19 protein-coding genes and 4 tRNA genes are annotated in these 19,970 nt (G+C 72.5%); 8 read left to right on the top strand and 15 right to left on the bottom strand.

The window, feature by feature from the left end:
* Positions 1-7: 7 nt before the first annotated feature.
* From ACIRRH_RS14555 to pgsA, 3 genes are read right to left on the bottom strand one after another with little or no spacing between them, the layout of a single operon-like run.
* Positions 8-1,189, bottom strand: a complete 1,182-nt coding sequence (locus tag ACIRRH_RS14555; protein ID WP_403066524.1) for a glycosyltransferase family 4 protein — start codon at positions 1,187-1,189, stop codon at positions 8-10.
* A 52-nt stretch (positions 1,190-1,241) separates the two neighbouring features.
* Positions 1,242-2,204: a phosphatidylinositol mannoside acyltransferase gene (locus ACIRRH_RS14550; RefSeq protein WP_403066522.1), complete on the bottom strand. Its 963-nt coding sequence runs from the start codon at positions 2,202-2,204 to the stop codon at positions 1,242-1,244.
* 16 nt (positions 2,205-2,220) lie between these two features.
* Entirely contained in the window at positions 2,221-2,868 is a 648-nt protein-coding gene (gene pgsA, locus ACIRRH_RS14545; protein WP_224278759.1) for a phosphatidylinositol phosphate synthase, read from the bottom strand.
* Between the two features lie 254 nt (positions 2,869-3,122).
* Between pgsA and ACIRRH_RS14540 the strand changes: the two genes are divergently transcribed.
* Positions 3,123-5,171 carry an elongation factor G-like protein EF-G2 gene (locus tag ACIRRH_RS14540; protein WP_403066520.1) on the top strand — a complete coding sequence of 683 codons (2,049 nt, stop codon included), beginning with the start codon at positions 3,123-3,125 and terminating at the stop codon, positions 5,169-5,171.
* On the opposite strand, the gene ACIRRH_RS14535 is transcribed toward ACIRRH_RS14540, so the two are convergent.
* Positions 5,159-5,587: a thiol-disulfide oxidoreductase DCC family protein gene (locus ACIRRH_RS14535; protein ID WP_403066518.1), complete on the bottom strand. Its 429-nt coding sequence runs from the start codon at positions 5,585-5,587 to the stop codon at positions 5,159-5,161. The two genes, ACIRRH_RS14540 and ACIRRH_RS14535, sit on opposite strands and share 13 nt — an antisense overlap.
* A gap of 194 nt (positions 5,588-5,781) precedes the next feature.
* Here ACIRRH_RS14535 and ACIRRH_RS14530 point away from each other — a divergent pair, with 194 nt between their 5' ends.
* Positions 5,782-7,428 carry a hypothetical protein gene (locus ACIRRH_RS14530; RefSeq protein ID WP_403066516.1) on the top strand — a complete coding sequence of 549 codons (1,647 nt, stop codon included), beginning with the start codon at positions 5,782-5,784 and terminating at the stop codon, positions 7,426-7,428.
* Positions 7,429-7,491: 63 nt separating this feature from the next.
* On the opposite strand, the gene ACIRRH_RS14525 is transcribed toward ACIRRH_RS14530, so the two are convergent.
* From ACIRRH_RS14525 to ACIRRH_RS14510, 4 genes are all read right to left on the bottom strand, one after another.
* Complete coding sequence (locus ACIRRH_RS14525; RefSeq protein WP_403066514.1) at positions 7,492-8,052, bottom strand: HIT family protein; 561 nt, start codon at positions 8,050-8,052, stop codon at positions 7,492-7,494.
* 84 nt (positions 8,053-8,136) lie between these two features.
* On the bottom strand, positions 8,137-10,116 hold the full coding sequence (gene thrS, locus ACIRRH_RS14520) for a threonine--tRNA ligase (protein ID WP_403066512.1): 1,980 nt from the start codon (positions 10,114-10,116) through the stop codon (positions 8,137-8,139).
* 88 nt (positions 10,117-10,204) lie between these two features.
* Positions 10,205-11,368 (bottom strand): hypothetical protein, encoded by a 1,164-nt coding sequence (locus ACIRRH_RS14515; protein WP_403066510.1) that lies wholly within the window; start codon positions 11,366-11,368, stop codon positions 10,205-10,207.
* A gap of 32 nt (positions 11,369-11,400) precedes the next feature.
* On the bottom strand, positions 11,401-11,955 hold the full coding sequence (locus ACIRRH_RS14510; protein ID WP_403066508.1) for a DUF4365 domain-containing protein: 555 nt from the start codon (positions 11,953-11,955) through the stop codon (positions 11,401-11,403).
* Positions 11,956-12,119: 164 nt separating this feature from the next.
* Between ACIRRH_RS14510 and ACIRRH_RS14505 the strand changes: the two genes are divergently transcribed.
* Positions 12,120-12,887, top strand: coding sequence for an exonuclease domain-containing protein (locus ACIRRH_RS14505; RefSeq protein WP_403066506.1), 768 nt, complete (start codon positions 12,120-12,122; stop codon positions 12,885-12,887).
* An 80-nt stretch (positions 12,888-12,967) separates the two neighbouring features.
* Here the strand turns inward: ACIRRH_RS14505 and ACIRRH_RS14500 are convergent.
* From ACIRRH_RS14500 to ACIRRH_RS14490, 3 genes are all read right to left on the bottom strand, one after another.
* Positions 12,968-13,039, bottom strand: a tRNA-Val gene (locus ACIRRH_RS14500).
* Between the two features lie 209 nt (positions 13,040-13,248).
* Positions 13,249-13,320 (bottom strand) — tRNA-Val (locus ACIRRH_RS14495).
* A 78-nt stretch (positions 13,321-13,398) separates the two neighbouring features.
* Positions 13,399-13,707 (bottom strand): TIGR02611 family protein, encoded by a 309-nt coding sequence (locus ACIRRH_RS14490; RefSeq protein ID WP_403066504.1) that lies wholly within the window; start codon positions 13,705-13,707, stop codon positions 13,399-13,401.
* A 336-nt stretch (positions 13,708-14,043) separates the two neighbouring features.
* Between ACIRRH_RS14490 and ACIRRH_RS14485 the strand changes: the two genes are divergently transcribed.
* Both ACIRRH_RS14485 and ACIRRH_RS14480 read left to right on the top strand, forming a co-directional pair.
* Positions 14,044-14,457 (top strand): SsgA family sporulation/cell division regulator, encoded by a 414-nt coding sequence (locus tag ACIRRH_RS14485; RefSeq protein WP_030056266.1) that lies wholly within the window; start codon positions 14,044-14,046, stop codon positions 14,455-14,457.
* Positions 14,458-14,889: 432 nt separating this feature from the next.
* Positions 14,890-15,459: a CGNR zinc finger domain-containing protein gene (locus tag ACIRRH_RS14480; protein ID WP_224278788.1), complete on the top strand. Its 570-nt coding sequence runs from the start codon at positions 14,890-14,892 to the stop codon at positions 15,457-15,459.
* 21 nt (positions 15,460-15,480) lie between these two features.
* Here ACIRRH_RS14480 and ACIRRH_RS14475 read toward each other — a convergent pair whose 3' ends face one another.
* Positions 15,481-15,942: a hypothetical protein gene (locus ACIRRH_RS14475; protein WP_403066502.1), complete on the bottom strand. Its 462-nt coding sequence runs from the start codon at positions 15,940-15,942 to the stop codon at positions 15,481-15,483.
* A 110-nt stretch (positions 15,943-16,052) separates the two neighbouring features.
* Here ACIRRH_RS14475 and ACIRRH_RS14470 point away from each other — a divergent pair, with 110 nt between their 5' ends.
* The gene (locus ACIRRH_RS14470) at positions 16,053-16,553 is read left to right on the top strand and encodes a DsbA family protein (RefSeq protein WP_403066500.1); all 501 of its coding nucleotides are present in this window, start codon (positions 16,053-16,055) and stop codon (positions 16,551-16,553) included.
* 12 nt (positions 16,554-16,565) lie between these two features.
* Here the strand turns inward: ACIRRH_RS14470 and ACIRRH_RS14465 are convergent, their stop codons facing one another.
* The 3 genes from ACIRRH_RS14465 to ACIRRH_RS14455 form a co-directional block, all read right to left on the bottom strand.
* A complete protein-coding gene (locus tag ACIRRH_RS14465) occupies positions 16,566-17,414 on the bottom strand; it encodes a GNAT family N-acetyltransferase (protein ID WP_403066498.1) in 849 nt (282 codons plus the stop codon).
* A gap of 61 nt (positions 17,415-17,475) precedes the next feature.
* Positions 17,476-18,306: an aminotransferase class IV gene (locus tag ACIRRH_RS14460; protein ID WP_403066496.1), complete on the bottom strand. Its 831-nt coding sequence runs from the start codon at positions 18,304-18,306 to the stop codon at positions 17,476-17,478.
* Between the two features lie 27 nt (positions 18,307-18,333).
* The gene (locus ACIRRH_RS14455; protein WP_403066494.1) at positions 18,334-19,419 is read right to left on the bottom strand and encodes a chorismate-binding protein; all 1,086 of its coding nucleotides are present in this window, start codon (positions 19,417-19,419) and stop codon (positions 18,334-18,336) included.
* A 319-nt stretch (positions 19,420-19,738) separates the two neighbouring features.
* Here ACIRRH_RS14455 and ACIRRH_RS14450 point away from each other — a divergent pair.
* Both ACIRRH_RS14450 and ACIRRH_RS14445 read left to right on the top strand, forming a co-directional pair.
* Positions 19,739-19,811 (top strand) — tRNA-Gly (locus ACIRRH_RS14450).
* Between the two features lie 40 nt (positions 19,812-19,851).
* Positions 19,852-19,925: transfer RNA gene (locus ACIRRH_RS14445), tRNA-Cys, on the top strand.
* Positions 19,926-19,970 lie beyond the last annotated feature (45 nt).

Genomic DNA, 19,970 nt, shown 5'->3' with positions numbered 1-19,970 from the left:
CGGCCGGCTAGTCCCGGGCCAGCCCGAACCGGCTGCGTCGCCCGCTGCGCACGTCCTCCTCGACCACCGCCTCGCCGGCCGTCACGGTCTCGTACACCGCCAGGATGTCCGCGCCGACGGTCGACCAGTCGAACCGTCGCACGTGCCGCGACGCCGCCTCCCGCAGCTCCTCCAGCCGCGCCGGATCGCCCAGCAGCCGCAGCGCCGTACGGGCCAGCGCGTCCGCGTCCTCCACCGGGAACAGCTCCCCCGCGTCCCCGCCGTCCAGCACCTGCTTGAACGCGTCCAGGTCGCTCGCCAGCACCGGCGCGCCCGCGGACATCGCCTCGACCAGGATGATCCCGAAGCTCTCGCCCCCGGTGTTCGGCGCCACGTACAGGTCCACGCTGCGCAGCAGCCGGGCCTTGTCCCGGTCGCTCACCATGCCGAGGAACTCCACCTGTCGGCGCACCTCGGGCGCCAGGCCCGCGACGGCCTCCTCCTCGTCGCCCTTGCCCGCCACCAGCAGCCGCACCCCTGGCCGCTCCGCCAGGATCCTCGGCAGCGCCGCCAGCAGCGTCGGCAGGCCCTTGCGCGGCTCGTTGATCCGGCCGATGAAGCCGATCGTGCCCGGCTCCCCCTTCGCCGCGCCGCCGGTCCAGCGCTCGTCCGGCTCGGCCTCGGCGAAGAAACCCACGTCCACGCCGTTCGGGATCACCACCGCGTCCCCGCCGAGGTGCTCCACCAGAGTGCGCCGGGCGTACTCCGACACCGCGATCCGGGCCCGCATCTTCTCCAGCCCCGGCTGGAGGATCGGCGAGGCCGCGATCATCACCCGCGACCTCGGGTTGGAGGTGTGGAAGGTCCCCACCATCGGCCCGGTCGCCGACCAGGCGGCCAGCATCGACAGGCTCGGCGCGGCCGGCTCGTGCACGTGCAGGATGTCGAAGCGCCCGTCGTGCAGCCAGCGCCGCACCCGCGCCGCCGACAGGATCCCGAAGCTCAGCCGCGCCACCGACCCGTTGTACGGCACCGCCACCGACCGCCCGGCCGGGACCACGTACGGCGGCAGCGCCTCGTCGTCCTCGGCCGGCGCCAGCACCGACACCTCGTGCCCCAGACCGATCAGGTGCTCGGCCAGGTCCCGGATGTGGAACTGCACCCCACCGGGGACGTCCCAGTCGTACGGGCAGACGATGCCGATCTTCACGGGTTCCTCAAGCTCCTTCGGACAGTCGTGCGGGCGGGAGGGGCGGAACGGGTCAGGCCCCGGAGGCCTCGGCCGCGGGCTCCGGCGCCGCCTGCGCGCGCTCCGCGGGCGCCGCCTCCACCGTCTCACGGGCCGGCAGGTCGGCCAGCCAGAACCGCTGCAGCATGTGCCAGTCCTGCGGGTGCTCGCGGATGCCCCGCTCCCACACCTCCGCCATCGCCTGGGTCATCGCCAGGGTGCGCTCCTTGCGGTCGCCCTCCTCGGGCACCGGCACCTCGGGGTGGATCCGCCCCCGCAGCACCGGGCCGTCGTACCAGAGCGTCACGGGCAGCAGCGCCGCCCCGGTCCGCTGGCACAGCGCCGCCGGACCGGCCGGCATCCGGGTCGGCTCGCCGAAGAACGACACCTCGATGCCCGCCTCCGACAGGTCGCGGTCCCCCACCAGGCAGACCAGCCGGCCCTCGCGCAGCCGCCTCGCCAGCGTGCCGATCACGTTCACCGAACCACCGGTCAGCGCCAGGACCTCCATGCCCTGGCCCTCCCGGAACGCCACGAACCGGTCGAACAGCCGCTCCGGCTTCAACCGCTCCGCGACCGTGGTGAACGGGTAGCCCTTCTGCGCCACCCAGGTCCCCGCGAGGTCCCAGTTGCCCATGTGCGGCAGCGCGATCACCGCGCCCCGCCCGGACTCCACCGCCGCCCGCAGGTTCTCGAATCCGCCCACCTGGACATCCCGGGCCACCCGCTCCCGGCTCCACACCGGCAGCCGGAACGACTCCATCCAGTACCGCAGGTACGAGCGCATCCCGGCCCGGGAGAGCTCCCGCATCGCGGCCTCGTCCAGCCCCGGACGGACCCGCCGCAGGTTCGCCTCCAGCTGGAGCACCCGCTTGCCGCGCTTGCGCCACGCGTAGTCCGCCAGCCGGTCGAACAGCCCCCGGGCCATCGGCTCCGGCAGGTGCTTCAGCAGCCCCCACCCCAGCGCGTACGCCCAGTACACCAGTCGGTCCGTCACCGCAGGACGCCCCCCATCAGCTCCCGGCCGCCGCTCGGTCGGCCTCGAACGCCTCCCGGCGCACGGTCAGCATCCGCTGGAACACCGTCACCAGGCTGCCCGCCGCCACCAGCCACAGCGCCACCGGCAGCAGCCACTCTACGTACGGCACACCGAACTTGTGCAGACCCGCGACACCGGCCGCCACCAGACTGGCCACCAGCCGCTCGGCCCGCTCCACCAGCCCCGACACGTCGCACGGCAGGCCCTGGCTCTCCGCCCGCGCCTTGGTGTACGACACCACCAGACCGCTCGCCAGGCAGAAGATCGCCACCGCGCAGAGCAGGTTGTTGTCACCCTTGCCCGCATACCACATCGCCAGACCGCCGAAGATCGCCGCATCCGCGACCCGGTCCAGGGTGGAGTCGAGGAACGCCCCCCACTTCGTGCTCCGGCCCAGCTGGCGGGCCATGTTCCCGTCCACCAGGTCCGAGAAGATGAACAGCGTGATCGTGATGGTGCCCCAGAAGAACTCCCCTCGCGGGAAGAACACCAGCGCACCGGCCACCGAACCGGCGGTACCGATCAGCGTCACGGCGTCCGGGCTCACGCCCAGGCGGATCAGGAACGCGGCGAACGGGGTCAGGACACGTGTGAAGAAGGCACGCGCGTATTTGTTGAGCATGGCCTTCCCAGCCGCTCCGATCTCCCAGATACCCGCCTGGCGCAGCACGCGCAGCAGACGGCCGGGCGGATCAGCCCGTCCGGCCCACCCATCGTAGCCACGCCGGGGGCACGCTCCGGCGCACGCACCGCCGCACGCCACCCCCGCCACCGCACGCACACGTACGGTCACCGACCGGCCGTACGACACGCGCCACCGCGACACCCGACCCTAGACTGCGAAGGACAGCCTCGGCGCCACGGGAGGAGACCCCGATGCCCGACCGCAGCACGGCACGAGCCGGCCAGGCACCCGCCGTCACCGGCCCGCAGGACCTGCGCAACGTCGTCCTCATCGGCTCCAGCGGTGTGGGCAAGACCACCCTCGCCGAATCCCTCGCCCTCGCCGCCGGCGCCATCGGCCGGGCCGGCCGGGTCGCCGACGGCACCACCGTCTCCGACCACGAGGACATCGAGCACCAGCAGCAGCGCTCCGTCCAGCTCGCCCTCCTCCCGCTCGAATGGAAGGGCGTCAAGATCAACCTGATCGACCCGCCCGGCCACCCCGACTTCACCGCCGACCTGCGCGCCGCCCTGCACGCCGCCGACGCCGCCGTCTTCGTCGTCTCCGCCACCGACCCGGTCACCGCCCCCACCCGCGCCCTGTGGCGCGAATGCGCCGCCGAAGGCATCCCCCGCGCCATCGCCGTCGCCAAACTCGACCTCGCCCGCACCGGCTTCGACGACATCCTCACCGCCTGCCACGACGCCTTCGACCTGGGCCCGGACACCCTCCGCCCGCTCTTCCAGCCGGTCCTCCACGACGGACACCCCGACGGCAGCGTCGACCTCCTCACCGGCGACACCTACGGCGACGCCGAACCCCTGCCCGACACCACGCCCGCCCACGACAGCCTCGTCGAGGCCATCTCCGGCCAGGACGACACCCTCATGGAGCGCTACCTCTCCGGCGCCCCCCTCGACACCGACTCCCTCGAAGCCGGCCTGCGCCGCGAGGTCCTCTCCTGCGCCCTCCACCCCGCCGTCCCCACCAGCGAGAGCGGCCTCGGCGCTGCCGAACTCCTCGACCTCATCGCGCACACCTTCCCCGACCCCACCGAACGCACCCGCCCCGCCCCCGAGTGCGACCCCGACGCCCCGCTCGCCGCCCAGGTCGTCCGCGTCACCGGCGACGCCTACGTCGGCCGGATCAGCCTGCTGCGCCTGTACGCCGGCACCCTGCGCCCCGACACCAGGATCCACCTCGACGGCCCCGCCCACACCGCCGACCAGAACGGCGACGAACGCGTCACCGCCCTCACGAGCCCCTTCGGCAAGCTCCAGCGCCCCGTCCCGCACGCCATCGCCGGCGACCTCGTCTGCGCCGCCAAACTCACCACCGCCCGGGCCGGCGACACCGTCCACGACCCCGGCCACCCGGTCGCGCTCGAAGGCTGGACCCTCCCCGAGCCGCTGCTCCCGATCGCCGTCGAGGCCCACAGCAAGGCCGACGACGACAAGCTCTCCCAGGCCCTCTCCCGCCTCACCGCCGAGGACCCGGCGCTACGCCTGGAACAGAACCCCGACACCCACCAGCTCGTCCTCTGGTGCACCGGCGAGGCCCACGCCGAGGTCGTCCTCGACCGTCTGCGCACCCGCCACGGCGTCCACGTCGACACCGTCGAGCCCAAGGTCGCCCTGCGCGAGACCTTCGGCACCGCCGCCGCCGGCCACGGCCGCCTGGTCAAGCAGTCCGGCGGCCACGGCCAGTACGCCATCTGCGACCTGGAGGTCGAACCGCTCCCGGCCGGCTCCGGCTTCGAGTTCCAGGAGCACGTCGTCGGCGGCGCCGTCCCCAAGCACTTCATCCCCTCCGTCGAGAAGGGCGTCCGCGCCCAGCTCGCCAAGGGCGTCTCCACCGGGTACCCGCTCGTCGACGTCCGGGTCACCCTCACCGACGGCAAGGCGCACTCCGTCGACTCCTCCGACGCGTCCTTCCAGAACGCCGCCGCCCTCGCCCTGCGCGACGCCGCCGAGCACGCCGTCATCCGTCTGCTCGAACCCGTCGCCGCCGTCAGCGTCCTGCTGCCCGACGACTACCTCGGCGCCGTCCTCGGCGACCTCTCCGCCCGCCGCGGCCGCGTCCTCGGCACCGAGACCGGCGGCACCGGCCTCACCCTGCTGCGCGCCGAGGTCCCCGAACTCGAACTCGTCCGCTACCCGATCGACCTGCGCTCGCTCACCCACGGCACCGCCGAGTTCTCCCGCGCCTACCTGCGCCACGAACCCATGCCCGCCGCCCTGGCCGGGCGCTACACCGACTGAGCGGACTTCCGGTTCGGCAGCGCGCAGGCCGCCGTGCCCCCCGGCATCCGGTGCCGGTTGCGCGACACCCAGCGGTAGGCCAGCCCCGCCAGCGGCCGCACCGGCGCCGCCGTCAACACCGCGCCCAGGTACGCCCACGCCCCGCCGGAGCGCATCAGCAGCCGCGCAACCGCCTGCGCGCCCCCGTACACCCGGCCGGCCGGCGTCACCCAGAGCACCTCGCGCTCCGCCCGCTCGGCCGACACCTCTCCCCGGCCGCCAGCGTGCCCGTCCAGCCCCGCCAGATCCGCGAACTGGAACGGCACCGCCTCCCAGCCCCCCGAGGCCAGCGTCTGCCGCAGGTACCGCTCCGCCCAGCGCACGCAGGACGAACAGAACGAACAGTCCCCGTCGAAGACCAGCACCGGATCCTTCACGGCCGCTCCCCTTTCCTCGCTCCCGCCCTCCATCCTGCCCCACCACCATCAGGGGCACCTCGGCGGGTATCGACCCGTCCGAAGCTGGGCATCATGCCCCTCAGGCCTCCGGTGACGGCACTTCAGACGATCATCCGCGCGGGGGTGCCACGGCACGGTAACCTGCCGCTGACAAGGGGAGGAGGGACGCCACCGTGACCACACTCGACATGACCCCGGGTGCGCAGATACCCCGGACCGACGCCGGCCCGCAGACCGCCATCACCCAGGGGCTCTCCTCGACCGCCTACCGCGACGGCGAGATCAAGGGCTTCGTCGACGCCGTCACCGACGCCAAGGTGAAGAACGGTCGCTTCGCGCTCTTCCGGCCCAACCTCGGCGAGGCGTTCAGCAAGGCGCTGATCTCCCGTGCCCTGGGCGGCGACCGGAAACCCCTCGTCCCGGCCTTCGGAGTCGACACCCGCCAGGTCGTCGAGCACTGCCTGGCCGCCGAGGAACTGCGCAACACCCGCGACCGGCAGCTCAGCACCGTCTCCATCGCCACCATCGTGCTCTTCCTCCCCGGCACCCTGATCTGGCTCGGCGCCTTCCAGCTCCGCGCCTGGCTCAAGCGGGACAACCCGAAGAACGCGGACATCTACGGCGGCCTGGTACTCGCCGCGACCGCCGTCCTCGCCGTCGTGTTCGTGTGGCGCCCGCCGGCCGGCGGCCTCCTCGGCATCTACCTGCGCATCGCCATGCTCGCCCCGGTCATCGGCTGGTTCCTCGCCCGCCAGATCGTCGAGCGCTCCGCCAAGGACCTGCGCGCCCGATGGCAGTCACTGGTCGAGGGCAGCGCGGTGGCCGCCTCCGTCGCCAAGGCCGTCCCCCGCGACGACCTCGACAAGAAGGCCACCGACCTGCGCGACAAGCTCGGCCGCCTGGACGCCGAGCAGGAGACCAACATCCACCACTACGCCGGGCCCAAGGGCATCCTCGGTGCCGGCCGCCGCTGGGGCGAGTGGCGCCTCGCCGACACCCTCCACCCCGCCGAGGGCCACGTCGACTTCCGCGCCTTCCACCCCTGGGACCTGATCCGCCGGATCTCCTCCCACCTCAAGGGCCTCGGCGTCAGCCACGTCGCCAACAGCGGCATGCCCAGCGTCGCCATCAAGCAGTGGGTGGTCTTCGACATCGGCGAGGGCGCCGACGAGATCGGCCGCCCCGGCAGCGCCGACATGGACGGCGACCGGATGCGCGACTTCGCCGTGCAGAGCGTCGCCGACAAGCAGACCTTCTCCGGCGGCCCCCGGCACTACCTCGCCACCCAGTTCATCACCCACGACGGCAAGCTGGTCCTCACCTTCACCGTCACCGTCACCCTGCTCGCCAACGTCCTGAACATCACCGTCTCCGGCTACGCGCTCGGCCCGGTCAAGGGCGTCTTCTTCGACAAGCCGAAGGACAAGGAGAAGTCGGTCGCCAAGACCGTGAAGTTCTGGGAGGAGCGCACCGTCAAGCTCCCCCTGATCGACAACGACGAGGTCGTCCGCCAGGCCGTCCGCGCCCCCTTCTACCGGATGCCCGGCCTGCTCGGCTGGCTCGGTGGCGGGCTCGGCCTGCCGGAGCCGTTCGGGCTGCGGCACATCTGGGCCGGCCGGGCCTGGGAGAACCGCTCCATGGTCGACAACGCCCAGAACGCCTCCGTCCCGGTGCTCGCCGCGGTCCACGCCGCCACGCTGGAGTTCCTGGAGGAGCACGACCTGGACGCCGACCGCTTCTTCAAGAACCGCACCTCGATCATCAAGTCCGAGGCGCAGAGCCCCCGGCCGTACGACGTCGACACCTTCAACGCCGGCTGATCCGGAGAACATGCGGGAGGGCCCCACCGAGATCCTCGGTGGGGCCCTCCCGTGCTCTCCGGATCAGCCCTGCGGCCAGGCCTCGGCCAGCATCTTCCGGGTGTCCGCCAGCAGCTGCGGCAGCACCTTGGTGTGGCCGACCACCGGCATGAAGTTGGTGTCCCCGCCCCAGCGCGGCACCACGTGCTGGTGCAGGTGCGCCGCGATCCCGGCCCCGGCCGCCGCGCCCTGGTTCATCCCGATGTTGAACCCGTGCGCCCCGGAGGCCGCCCGCAGCGCCGTCATCGCCCTCTTGGTGAAGTCCGCCAGCTCGGCCGTCTCGGCCTCGTCCAGGTCGGTGTAGTCGGCCACGTGCCGGTACGGGACCACCATCAGGTGCCCACCGTTGTACGGGTACAGGTTCAGCACCGCGAACACGGCACTCCCCCGGGCGATGATCAGCCCGTCCTCATCGCTCAGGGCCGGGATCGAGCAGAACGGACAACCGTCGTCCGGAGCCGGGCCGGTGGGCTTGTTCTCACCCTGGATGTAGGCCATCCGATGGGGCGTCCACAGGCGGCGGAAGCCGTCCGGCTCACCGACGCCCCGCTGAAGTTCCGGCTCAGTCGTCATGCTGATCAGCATATTCGCCCAACGGTGCTTGCAAAGCCGCGCGGGGCAGACTCATCGAGAGCCTGCCCCGCGCATCCCGCCTGAGCGGGGACTACATCACACCTGGATGCGGCTCTTCACCGCGTCCACGATCTCCTGCACGGCGTCCGCGACCGGGACACCGTTCTTCTGCTCGCCATTGCGGTAGCGGAAGGAGACCGCACCCGCCTCGACATCGTCGTTACCGGCGATCAGCATGAACGGCACCTTGGTCTTCTGCGCGTTCCTGATCTTCTTCTGCATGCGGTCGTCCGAGGTGTCCACCTCGACCCGGATCCCGTGCTTCTTCAGCTCGGCCGCGACCTCCAGCAGGTACGGCACGTGCTCGTCGGTGATCGGGATGCCGGTCACGGTGACCGGGGCCAGCCACGGCGGCATGGCGCCGGCGTAGTGCTCCAGCAGCACCGCGAAGAAGCGCTCGATCGAACCGAACAGCGCGCGGTGGATCATGACCGGCCGCTGGCGCGAGCCGTCCGCCGCGGTGTATTCCAGGTCGAAGCGCTCGGGCAGGTTGAAGTCGAGCTGGATGGTCGACATCTGCCAGGTACGGCCGATGGCGTCCTTCGCCTGCACCGAGATCTTCGGACCGTAGAAGGCCGCGCCGCCCGGGTCCGGCACCAGCGGCAGGCCCTGCTTCTCGGCCACGCTCGCCAGGACGCGGGTGGCCTCCTCCCAGGTCTCGTCGCTGCCGACGTACTTCACCGGGTCCTTGGTCGACAGCTCCAGGTAGAAGTCGGTCAGACCGTAGTCGCGGAGCAGGTTGAGCACGAAGGTCAGGGTCGAGTCGAGCTCGTCCGCCATCTGCTCACGGGTGCAGTAGATGTGGGCGTCGTCCTGCGTGAAACCGCGGGCACGGGTCAGGCCGTGCACCACGCCGGACTTCTCGTAGCGGTACACCGTCCCGAACTCGAAGAGGCGCAGCGGCAGTTCACGGTACGAGCGGCCGCGCGCGTCGAAGATCAGGTTGTGCATCGGGCAGTTCATCGGCTTGAGGTAGTAGTCCACGCCCTCGTCGAGCTGCATGGGCGGGTACATGCCGTCCGCGTACCAGTCGAGGTGGCCGCTCTTCTCGAAGAGCTTCCCCTTGGTGGCGTGCGGGGTGTAGACGAACTCGTAGCCCTCTTCCTCGTGCCGCTTGCGCGAGTAGTCCTCCATGGCGCGGCGGATGATGCCGCCCTTGGGGTGGAAGACGGCGAGGCCGGAGCCGATCTCCTCGGGGATGGAGAAGAGGTCGAGCTCGTTGCCGAGCTTGCGGTGGTCGCGCTTCTCGGCCTCGACGAGGAAGTCGAGGTGGGCCTTCAGCTCGTCCTTGGTCGGCCAGGCGGTGCCGTAGATGCGCTGCAGCATCGGGTTCTTCTCGCTGCCGCGCCAGTAGGCGGCCGCGTTGCGCATCAGCTTGAACGCCGGGATGTGCCGGGTGCTGGGCAGGTGCGGGCCGCGGCAGAGGTCGCCCCAGCACTGGTCGCCGGACTTGGCGTCCAGGTTGTCGTAGATGGTGAGCTCGCCGGCACCGACCTCGACGTCGGCGCCCTCGCCGGCGGTGGCGGCGGAGCCCTTGAGGCCGATCAGCTCCAGCTTGTACGGCTCGGCGGCCAGCTCCTCGCGGGCGGACTCGTCGGTGACCACGCGGCGGGAGAACTTCTGCCCGCGCTTGATGATCTCCTGCATCTTCTTCTCGATGGCCTTGAGGTCATCGGGGTGGAAGGGCTTCTCGACGTCGAAGTCGTAGTAGAAGCCGTCCTTGACCGGCGGGCCGATGCCGAGCTTGGCCTCGGGGTAGAGCTGCTGCACGGCCTGGGCCATGACGTGCGCGGTGGAGTGGCGCAGGATGTCGAGGCCGTCCTTGCTGCCGATCGCGACCGGCTCGACCTCGTCGCCGTCCTGGAGGACGTAGGCGAGGTCCTTGAGCTGGCCGCCGACGCGGGCGGCGATGATCGAGCGGTCGTCGGCGAAGAGCTCGGCGGCCGTGGTGCCCGTCGTCACCACGCGCTCTTCCCGATCGGGTTCGCGGCTGATGATTACCCGGACGTCCGTCACCGGTCTCTCCTGACGTGCTGGATTTCAGAGGACGCAGCACTGCGCTGCGCGTGACGATGGTACCGAGAGCGCCGCCCCTGCCGTCCACCTATGCCCCGTCTCCCCCTTCCTCCGCCTTCTCCCCGAGCGACTTCAGCAGCCGCTCACGGTCCCCTTCCTCCCAGCCGCAGAGCTCCAGTCCGTGTGGGCCGGTCAGCCGGCGGAAGCCGCCGTGCCGGTCCAGCCGGCCGGAGACCCGGACCGGCAGGCCCGCGAGGTGGGCCTCGGCGGCGAGCCGGTAGTCGGGGTCGGGCAGGCGGAGCTTGAGCTCCCGGACCTCGGCGCCGGTCAGCACCCGCAGCCGCACCGAGCCCGGGCCGGCCGGCTCGGCGCGCTTGAGCCGGGTGACCACGCCGACCACGGTGACGGCAACGGCGGGTTCGATCCGTTCCAGCAGGTCGGCGGCCTCCGTCAGGGCGGGCAGGTCCCCGGGTGAGAAGTCGAGGTCGATCCGGCGGTCCCCGAAGCCGCCCGGCGTCCCGGCGGCGGGCGACCAGGCGACGCTGAGCCGGGCGGCCGTCGCGTCGCGCACCAGGTCCTCGACGGACCGGACGAGCTCCCTGCTGACCCCGGCCTGGACGGCGTTCCCGAAGGCCTCGGGCCCGCCGCTGACCCGGCGGTAGTCGACCGCGTCGCGCAGCGCCTCCAGGGCGCGGACCAGCGTGGTGACGGCGGCGCGGCCCTCGGGAGCAGGGGTGTGGGCGGTGAGGGCGGCGCCCTGTTCGACCAGCAGGACGCGGTCCAGGAAGTCCCCGGCGAGTCCGTCCAGCCGGGCACCGAAGTATCCGGCCCTGGTCCGGGCGGCCTTGGCGCCCGCGGCGAGCATCCCGCGCGCCGCCTGCCGGAGCCGCTCGGCCTCGTCCCAGGGGGTGGCCCCGGCGCGACCGGGCGGTTCGCGGTGCCAGCGCAGCTCGTCACCGGGGACGGCGAGGGCGAGCAGGATCGAGCGGGCGGAGGGGGTGCGGGAGCGGGAGAGCGCGGTGACGGCGTCGGTGAGGAGTTCGACGGCGTCGTCGAAGCCGGCCCCGGCCGGGACGAGCAGGCTGGTGCCGGGTTCGCCGTCGGGCGGGGTCCAGCGTCCGTACCGGGCGGCCGGTCCGCCGCGGCGGACCCAGCCGTGCCGGGCGAGGAGGGTGGCCAGCACCGTCGGGTCGACGGCGGCCGGGTCGGGCAGGGGCCGGGCCGGCTCGCCCGGTCCGTACGGCGGTGTCATGGGTCCGGTTCCTCCCTGCCGGGGCCGGGCCGTCACGGGCTGCCGCCCGCACCGACCCGGGCCATGATGTCGCACAGCGCGCGGTCGTCGAAGACCCTGTCGGTGGGCACGCGGACATTGGTGCGCCGCTGCCCGGTGACCGGGTGGCCGGCCAGGTTGACCCAGTAGCAGCAGTGCCGCAGTTCCAAGGCGTCCGGGCGGGCCCGCAGCCAGTGGTCGACCCGGCGCGGCAGCAGCATCACGACCAGGATCCGCGCCACGGCGACCCGGGGCCGGGCGAGCTTGCGCAGGTGGTCGTTGTCCAGGGTGAAGCTGAAGAACGGCCCGGCCGGGTCGGGCGCGACCTGCTGGGTGGCCTTGAGCTGGATCTTGACGGTGACCTCGTCGTCCACCTCGTGCGTCCGGGAGCCGTGGCTGACGTGCCAGTCGATGCCGTTGTCCGGGAACGGCTGGGAGAGCGAGCAGCCGGCCGCGGCGGCGACCGCGTGCAGATAGCCGACCTGCAAGGTCTCCATGCAGGCGGTGACCGCGAGGTTCCCCCGCAGTACGGCCGCCGCCTCCTCGGGCTGCGGCTGGATCGGTGCCATCGCCCCGTGGCCTCCCCGGTCCGCGCCCGTCCCGGTCCGGACGGGTCAGTCGATTCGAACGGGACAGTCATGGGCAGGATCCCCGGTCGGGCTTGGGCCAAACGGGTTGAAGTGGCGTCAGAACCGGGTATCAACCGGGCGCAACGCTCGTCTGAGGGGCAGTCATGCAGCAGCACTGGTACACCGGCCCACTCGCCTCCTTCGACACCGAGACGACCGGCGTGGACGTGGAGAACGACCGGATCGTCTCCGCCGCCCTGGTCGTCCAGCTCGCGCCGGGCACACCGGCGCGGACCACCACCTGGCTCGCCGATCCGGGCGTTCCGATCCCGGACGGCGCCCGCGCGGTGCACGGCATCACGGACGAGCAGGTGCGCGCCCACGGCCGCCCGGCCCGGACGGTGGTGGCGGAGGTCACGCGCGCGCTGGCGGCCGAGGCTCGGGCCGGGCATCCGGTGGTGGTGATGAACGCGCCCTACGATCTGACGCTGCTGGACCGGGAGCTGCGCCGCCATCACGGGCTGACACTGGCCGACGGACTGGCGACGGCCGGGCTGGTGGTACTGGATCCGCGGGTGCTGGACAAGCACGTGGACCGTTACCGCAAGGGCCGCCGGACGCTGACCGACCTGTGCGCCCACTACGGCGTGGAGCTGGCCGGGGCGCACGACGCGGCGGCGGACGCGACGGCGGCGCTGGCGCTGACCCGGCGGATAGGCGCCCGCTACCCGGCGGCGCTCGGCGGTCTGTCGGCGGCGGAGCTGCACCTGCGGCAGGCGATCTGGCACGCGGCGCAGGCGCGCGGGCTGCAGAACTGGTTCGACCGCTCGGGGACGCCGGAGCGGGTGGATCTGTCCTGGCCGCTGCGGCCTGCCCGGTGCGGCTGCGGGCGCCGGCTGGAGCCGGAGCACGGCTGCGAGGCGGCGGCGTAACGGGCGGCCCGCGGAACCCCGGCCCCGGATACGCCGCAGGCCCTGACCGGTTTCCTGGTCAGGGCCTGCGTGCTGTCCGGTGGGCGATACTGGGATCGAACCAGTGACCCCTTCGGTGTGAACGAAGTGCTCTCCCGCTGAGCTAATCGCCCGGGCAACGAGAAGAACTGTAGCACCATTCGGGGCCGGTCGTACAACTCGCCCGTTCCGGGTAGCGCCGACGCCTCCGCAGAACTCGCGCTCCGCATGGAAGGTGACTGTGCCTCAGGTGATTACCGGCGCCCCTTCGGGCGGATTCCGGAAATACACGTGAGGCCCAGCCGAAAATCGGCTGGGCCTCACATATCACAATGCATTCCGGTGGGCGATACTGGGATCGAACCAGTGACCCCTTCGGTGTGAACGAAGTGCTCTCCCGCTGAGCTAATCGCCCGGGTGCAGGGAAAACATTACCGCATCCCGAGGGGTGCTCCGAACCCCCTCCCCGCCCGCGGCCCCACGCCCGGGCAGGTCAGCTCTCGTCCAGCCGCCAGGGGACGGCCGGCCCGTGGCGGGCGAAGTACCAGCCGCCCGCCCCGAGGACGGCGGCCAGTCCGATCGCGGTGAGCGTCAGGTTGCGGCGGCGCACCCGCGGGTCCATGGCCCGCTGGGCGGCCTCCGCGACCCTGCGGTGGGTCCAGCGCAGGGCCGGCTGGGCCCAGGCGAACCCGGTGGCCCAGATCCCCGTGCCCAGGAAGATCACCAGCCGGCCGGGGCCGGGCAGCGGCAGCATGATCAGTCCGAGCACCACCACGGCGAGGCCGGCCAGGAAGATCACCACCTGCCGGACGCGGTACAGCGCCGGACGAGGGCCGGGGCCCGCGAACCGACCGCCCGACCGCCGTCGGCGACCGCGTCAACCGCCACGACCGCTTCACCCGTTCTCGTGTTCCCGCCCACCTTGTCGTTTCGCACAGTCATCCCGGGAAACTAACCAAGAAGAAGCCGGGGTAATGCCCGGCCCGGCCGCTGCAGGGCGAATCCGCAATGCGCCGTAAGGGGTACGACTCGCGCCCGAATCGGGACAGAGGGGTTTACATCGGTCTTGGAGGTGGGATGGTCCGTTCGCCGACGTGCGATTCCCCGAGCGCACACTGAGCGAAAGGCCATGGCGCTTATGAACACCACGGTCAGCTGCGAGCTGCACCTGCGCCTCATCGTGTCCAGCGAGTCCTCACTGCCCGTCCCCGCGGGCCTGCGCTACGACACTGCCGACCCCTACGCCGTGCATGCCACGTTCCACACGGGCGCCGATGAGACCGTGGAGTGGGTGTTCGCCCGAGATCTCCTCGCGGAGGGGCTGCACCGACCCACCGGTACCGGCGACGTCCGGGTGTGGCCGTCGCGCAGCCACGGGCAAGGGGTGGTCTGCATCGCACTGAGCTCTCCGGAAGGAGAAGCCCTGCTGGAGGCCCCGGCCCGTGCGCTTGAGTCGTTCCTCAAGCGGACGGACGCCGCGGTGCCCCCCGGCACCGAACACCGTCACTTCGACCTCGACCGGGAGCTGTCCCACATCCTCGCCGAAAGCTGACCCCGTCCGGAGGCGGTCACGCCCCGCTGTCGGCGGGGCCGTACCCCCTTGCCGTCATCGCAGCCGTCCTACTCGGGGGCACGGCAGCGGACTCAGCCGCGCACGACGCGGTCTCGGGGCCGGTAAGCGGTCCCGCTCCCGCCGGAGCGGGACCACAGCACCGCAGGCGCCCGGCACCGAGGCCGGTCATCCCCACGGGTGGCCGGCCTCGGTGTCGGGCGCCGACGTCTTCCGGTGGCCGCCCACGACTGCGGGTCCCGCACGCCGGTTCGGACGCCGACAGGCCCGGGCGACGCCCGGTTTCGGACGCCTTGCCGGACTGCGCACACATCTTCGAAAGAAGGCGCCGCCCCACCGGCACGAGGCCCGGTATGGTCTGGGGTAACCGCGGACGCGGGGTATCGGAGTCCCCCTGCGCGAGGAGCCCCCAACGTGCTGATCACCCATGACACCGAGTGCGCGCTGAGCATCCTCGTGGAGCTGCTCAACACCGCGCCCGAGGTGTGCGGCGCCGAGCGACTGCCGGACGTCGCCGCACTGGACGCCTTCGTGGTCCGCCAGGAGATCAGCGAGATCGACTCGCTGACCGAGCACGACCTGCGGCGGGTGCACGAGCTGCGCACCCGGCTGCGTGAGGTCTTCGCGACGGAGTCCACCGCGGAGGCCGCCGAGCTGGTCAACTCGATCGTCGCGGCAGCCGGGACGACGCCCCGGCTGACCAACCACGACGACCACGACTGGCACATCCACTACTTCGCGCCGCACGCCGCGCTCGGCGACCACCTGGCGGCCGAGCTGGGCATGGCGCTCGCCTTCATCCTCATGGCGGGCGAGCGGGAGCGGCTGCGCCGCTGCGAGGCCCCGGACTGCGCGCGGGTCTTCGTGGACCTCTCCCGGAACCGCTCGCGGCGCTACTGCGACAGCCGCACCTGCGGCAACCGGCTGCACGTCGCCGCCTACCGGGCACGGCAGCGGTCGGCGGAGGCCGTCCCCTCCGCCTGACCCGCCGCCCTGGCCGCCGCCCTAGATCCCGCGCTTGCGGAGGATCTCCTCGATGTCGGCGAAGTCGCCGAGGCCGTCCTCCCGCTTGCCCGCGGCCGGCTTCTTCGGGGCCTTGGGCGTCGCCGCCACCGCCGGGCGCTCGGGCGCCGGGCCGGCCGCGGCCGGGCGCTCCGGGGCACCCTCCACCACCGCACTGCCGCGGCGGCCCACCCAGCGGGTGGTGACCAGCAGGACCGCGGAGACGCCGAGCAGCGCGATGCCGGTCCACACCCGGGGGTCGAGGACCAGCTTGCCCGCCCAGTCGGCGAACTCCCGTCCGATCGTGCTCGCCAGCGGGAACAGGCCGGTCAGGTAGAGCCCGGCCAGCAGCAGGGCCACCGCGAACCACCGGGTCGCCGACAGGAAGCGCCGCCGGTAGGCCCGCAGCCCCGCGAAGGCCACCCCGCCCGCCGTGAGGATGAAGCTGATCGCCGCGCTCAGCACGGGGCCACTCCTTCGTGTCCGGTCGTCCTGGTCATCGGTGCCTTCCTCTCGGGCCGCCCTCGGGCGCACCTCCGCCCGGAGCGGGCGCCCACTAGTGGAACACTGGGGGAATGATCGATGGTTCCCTCCCCCGCCTCGAGTTCTGGTGCGACCTCCAGTGCCCGGACTGCCACACCGCACTGGACGACGTACGGGCGCTGCGAGCGCAGTACGGCGACGCGCTGACCGTGGAGCTGCGGCACTTCCCGCTGGAGAAGCACAAGCACGCCTACGCCGCCGCGGAGGCGGCCGAGGAGGCGTTCGCGCAGGGGCAGGGCTGGCCGTTCGTGGAGGCGCTGCTGGCCCGCACCGCGGAGCTGGACGCGCGCGGACAGCAGGTGCTGCTGGAGGTGGCCCGGGAGGTCGGGGCCGACGTCGACGAGGTGGACACCGCGCTGATCGACGGCCGGCACATGCTGACCGTCGACGCCGACCAGGCCGAGGGCAAGGCGATCGGGGTCACGGGCACGCCGACGTACGTGATCGGCGGGAAGCGCCTCGACGGCGGCCGGAGCCAGGACGGGCTGCGGGCGCAGATCGTGGCCGTCATCGAGGCGGCGAAGGCATCCTGACGGCATGTCAGGTCACAGCTGCTTGCCGTAGAGACGCTCGGTGACCTCGTAGCCCAGCGAGTCGTAGAGCCGGGCGGCCACCTCGTTGCGGGCGAAGACGTTGAGGCCGAGGTTGCGCACCCCGGCGGCCAGGCACTCGCGTTCGGCGAGCAGCATCAGGGTGCGTCCGTGTCCCCGGCCCCGGTGGGCCGGGGACACCTCGACGCTCATCACCCAGGCGAGCGGTTCGCCGTCCGGCAGGTCGCGCAGGCGCAGCTGCATCCAGACCGAGCCGTACGGGCCTTCCCCGCCGTCGGCGCCGTACAGCCTGCGCAGGACGACGCCGGGGGTCTCGACGCCCTGCGGGACCGGGCTCGGCCGGTCGTCGCCGCCGATCTTGGCCCCGGCCTGCTCCTCGGTGAGGCCGGACTCGATGAGCGAGTGGCGGAAGTGCTCCGCGGACCGGGCGAGCCAGCCGTCGAGGTCGGCCGGGTCGAAGGGGCGCACGCTCACCCCGGCGGGCAGGTCGGGGGCGGCGACCAGCCGCTTGGACATGGCCAGGGCCCGCTCGGTGTAGCCGAGGGTGGTGGCGAGTCCGCGGGCCGTCGTGGCCGTTCCGGGGACGCTGACGTCGACCCGGGTGCAGCCCCAGGTCCGCAGCACCTCCTCGGCGGCCAGCCCGCCGAACGTGCCACGGCCCCGTCCGCGCCCCTCGGTGATCTCCAACTCGGATATGCGGCCCCAGAGTTGACCACCCTGCGGGTCGGCGGTGGTGCGCAGCGCGCCGACCGGGTGGCCGTTCGAGAGGATCAGCCAGCGTCTGGTGCGGCCGCCGGCCGCGGTGGGTGTCTCCGGGCCCTCGGGGCGCAGCGTGGTGGTCATGTGGTGGTCCCTTCCCCTTGCGCGGGAGGTTATCCACCGTGCGCTCTCCCCCGGTCGGGGATCACGGGTCGAGGTCGTCGCCGCTGCGCTCGGTGAAGACGGCCATCGCCTTGGCGGTGACGGGGCCGATGCCGGGCAGTTCGCGGTCGTCGACGCGGGTGACGGCCTGGACGTCGCGGGTCGTGGAGGTCAGGAAGACCTCCTCGGCGTCCCGGAGTGCGCCGAGCGGGAGGTCGGTCTCCTCGGCGCCGCACCAGTCGATGACGAGCTGCCGGGTGATGCCGGCCAGGCAGCCGGAGGCCAGGGTGGGGGTGAGGAGGCGGCCGTCGACGACCACGAAGACGTTGGAGCCGGTGCCCTCGCAGAGCAGTCCGGCGGTGTTGGCGAGCAGGGCCTCGGAAGCGCCGGCGCGGTGGGCGGCGGCCAGGGCGACGACGTTCTCGGCGTACGAGGTGGTCTTGAGGCCGGCGACGGCGCTGTGCTCGTTGCGGCGCCAGGGGACGACCGCGACGGCGGTCTCGTCGGGGCGGTGGCCGATCGCGCTGAGGGCGACGACCAGGGTGGGGCCGGTGGTGCCGCGCTCGGAGCTGAGCGGGCCGTTGCCGCCGGTGTAGGTGATGCGCAGCCGGCCGAGCGGTGCCGGGTTGGCGGCGAGGACCTGGGCACAGGCTTCGCGGACCAGGTCGTGGTCGGGGTCGGCCAGGCCGAGACCGCGGGCGGAACGGGTGAGGCGGTCGAGGTGGCGGGTGACCGCGAAGGCCCGGCCGTCGACCGTCTTCAGGGTCTCGAAGACGCCGTCGCCGGTGGTGAGGCCGTGGTCGAGGACCGAGACGGCCGCGTCGGCGGAGTCGACGAGGGCGCCGTTGACCCAGCTCGTGGGGCGGTTGTGCATCGGATGCTGCTCCTGGGCGGTAGGGGCTCAGGCCCTGGTCGGGTCGGATCCGCTGCCGGATTCGCCACCGGGCTCGCTGCCCGACGCTATCGCGACCAGTCGGGCGGCCTTCAGTTCGGTTTCGGCCCATTCGCGCTCGGGGTCCGAGCCCCAGGTGATGCCGGCGCCGGTGCCGAAGCGCAGGACGGGCGCGTCCGGGTCCGTCCGGTCGATCCAGAAGGTGCGGATGCCGACGGCGAGTTCGGCCTCTCCGCGGTCGGCGTCGACCCAGCCGACCGCGCCGCAGTACGGGCCGCGCGGGGCGGTCTCCAGCGCTTCGATGATCCGCAGGGCGCTGGACTTGGGGGCGCCGGTGACGGAGCCGGGCGGGAAGGTGGCGGCGAGGAGCTCGGGCCAGCCGGCGCCCTCGCGCAGAGTGCCCTCGACGGTGGAGACCAGGTGGACCAGGCCGGGGTGCTTCTCGACGGCGCAGAGGTCGGGGACGGTGACGCTGCCGGTCTCGCAGACCCGGCCGAGGTCGTTGCGGACCAGGTCGACGATCATCACGTTCTCGGCGTGGTCCTTGTCGAGGAGGTCGTCCTCGGTGCGGCCGGTGCCCTTGATCGGGCCGGAGGAGACGGTGCGGCCGGTGCGGCGCAGGTAGAGCTCGGGCGAGGCGGTGGCGATCTCGACGCCGTGCCCCGGCAGGCGGATGGTGCCGGCGTAGGGGGCGGGGTTGCCGTGGGCGAGGAGTCCGGTGAGGGCGTCGACGTCGCTGCGGTCCGGTTCGGGCAGCGGTGCGGACAGCACCCGGCAGAGGTTGGCCTGGTAGACCTCGCCAGCGGCTATGTGCTCGCGGATGCGGCGGACGCCCGCGGTGTAGGCGGCGCGGTCGAGGGAGCTGTGCCAGCTGCCGGACTCCGGTCCGCGCCAGCCGGCGCCGGAGGGCGGGGCGGGGGCGGGGCGGACTTCGTCGAAGCGGGCACAGGTGAGGCGGCCCTCGAAGTCGTAGGCGACGGCCCAGTAGCCGGCGGAGTCGAGGGCCGCCGGGTCCGAGGTGACGTCGCGCAGTCCGGTGGCCAGGCGGCCGCCGAAGCGGGCGAGCGGGGTGCGGGGGTCGGGGTGGCCGGACACGGTTCTCCTGCGCGGTGGTGCTGGGGGCGGTGCCTGAAGTGTAGGTCGGGGGGCGTGAGCCGGGTCGGGCCCGCGCCCCCACACACGAGCAGCCCTGTGCGTCGCGCGGGTGTGCGTGGGGTGACCTGCGGATGATCGTCCGGGAGTGCCGCAGGTGGTGGCCGGTGACCGGCCGGGAGGGCTGACGGGACGGCACTCACCGGCCATCCCCTCGGCATGCTGCGGGAACGGATTTTTAGCTGGCCCGGGAATCCGCTAGAGTTCAACACGTCGCCGGGGAGCGCAGCCGAGGAAAGTCGGTGAAGATCCCGGGAGACAGGCGGACGTGGCTCAGTTGGTAGAGCATCACCTTGCCAAGGTGAGGGTCGCGAGTTCGAATCTCGTCGTCCGCTCGATGGAGAACAGTGTAAGATCGTTCTTCATGTGTTGCCTGGTGGAGTGGCCGAGAGGCGAGGCAACGGCCTGCAAAGCCGTGTACACGGGTTCAAATCCCGTCTCCACCTCCAAGAGGTTCCCCCGGTTCCACCGGGGGGCCTCCCCGCGCGATTAGC

The sequence above is a fragment of the Kitasatospora sp. NPDC101235 genome (assembly GCF_044767505.1).
Classification (GTDB): Bacteria; Actinomycetota; Actinomycetes; order Streptomycetales; family Streptomycetaceae; genus Kitasatospora.
Note: the sequence above shows the minus strand (reverse complement) of the source record. Positions and strands in the feature narration are given on the sequence as shown.

What these genes read in the sequence shown, in the direction of transcription:
- pgsA (WP_224278759.1), bottom strand. Translation starts at nt 2,868, where the DNA reads ATGCTCAACAAATACGCGCGTGCCTTCTTCACACGTGTCCTGACCCCG.
- ACIRRH_RS14540 (WP_403066520.1), top strand. Translation starts at nt 3,123, where the DNA reads ATGCCCGACCGCAGCACGGCACGAGCCGGCCAGGCACCCGCCGTCACC.
- ACIRRH_RS14525 (WP_403066514.1), bottom strand. Translation starts at nt 8,052, where the DNA reads ATGCTGATCAGCATGACGACTGAGCCGGAACTTCAGCGGGGCGTCGGT.
- ACIRRH_RS14515 (WP_403066510.1), bottom strand. Translation starts at nt 11,368, where the DNA reads ATGACACCGCCGTACGGACCGGGCGAGCCGGCCCGGCCCCTGCCCGAC.
- ACIRRH_RS14510 (WP_403066508.1), bottom strand. Translation starts at nt 11,955, where the DNA reads ATGGCACCGATCCAGCCGCAGCCCGAGGAGGCGGCGGCCGTACTGCGG.
- ACIRRH_RS14505 (WP_403066506.1), top strand. Translation starts at nt 12,120, where the DNA reads ATGCAGCAGCACTGGTACACCGGCCCACTCGCCTCCTTCGACACCGAG.
- ACIRRH_RS14485 (WP_030056266.1), top strand. Translation starts at nt 14,044, where the DNA reads ATGAACACCACGGTCAGCTGCGAGCTGCACCTGCGCCTCATCGTGTCC.
- ACIRRH_RS14470 (WP_403066500.1), top strand. Translation starts at nt 16,053, where the DNA reads ATGATCGATGGTTCCCTCCCCCGCCTCGAGTTCTGGTGCGACCTCCAG.
- ACIRRH_RS14465 (WP_403066498.1), bottom strand. Translation starts at nt 17,414, where the DNA reads ATGACCACCACGCTGCGCCCCGAGGGCCCGGAGACACCCACCGCGGCC.
- ACIRRH_RS14460 (WP_403066496.1), bottom strand. Translation starts at nt 18,306, where the DNA reads ATGCACAACCGCCCCACGAGCTGGGTCAACGGCGCCCTCGTCGACTCC.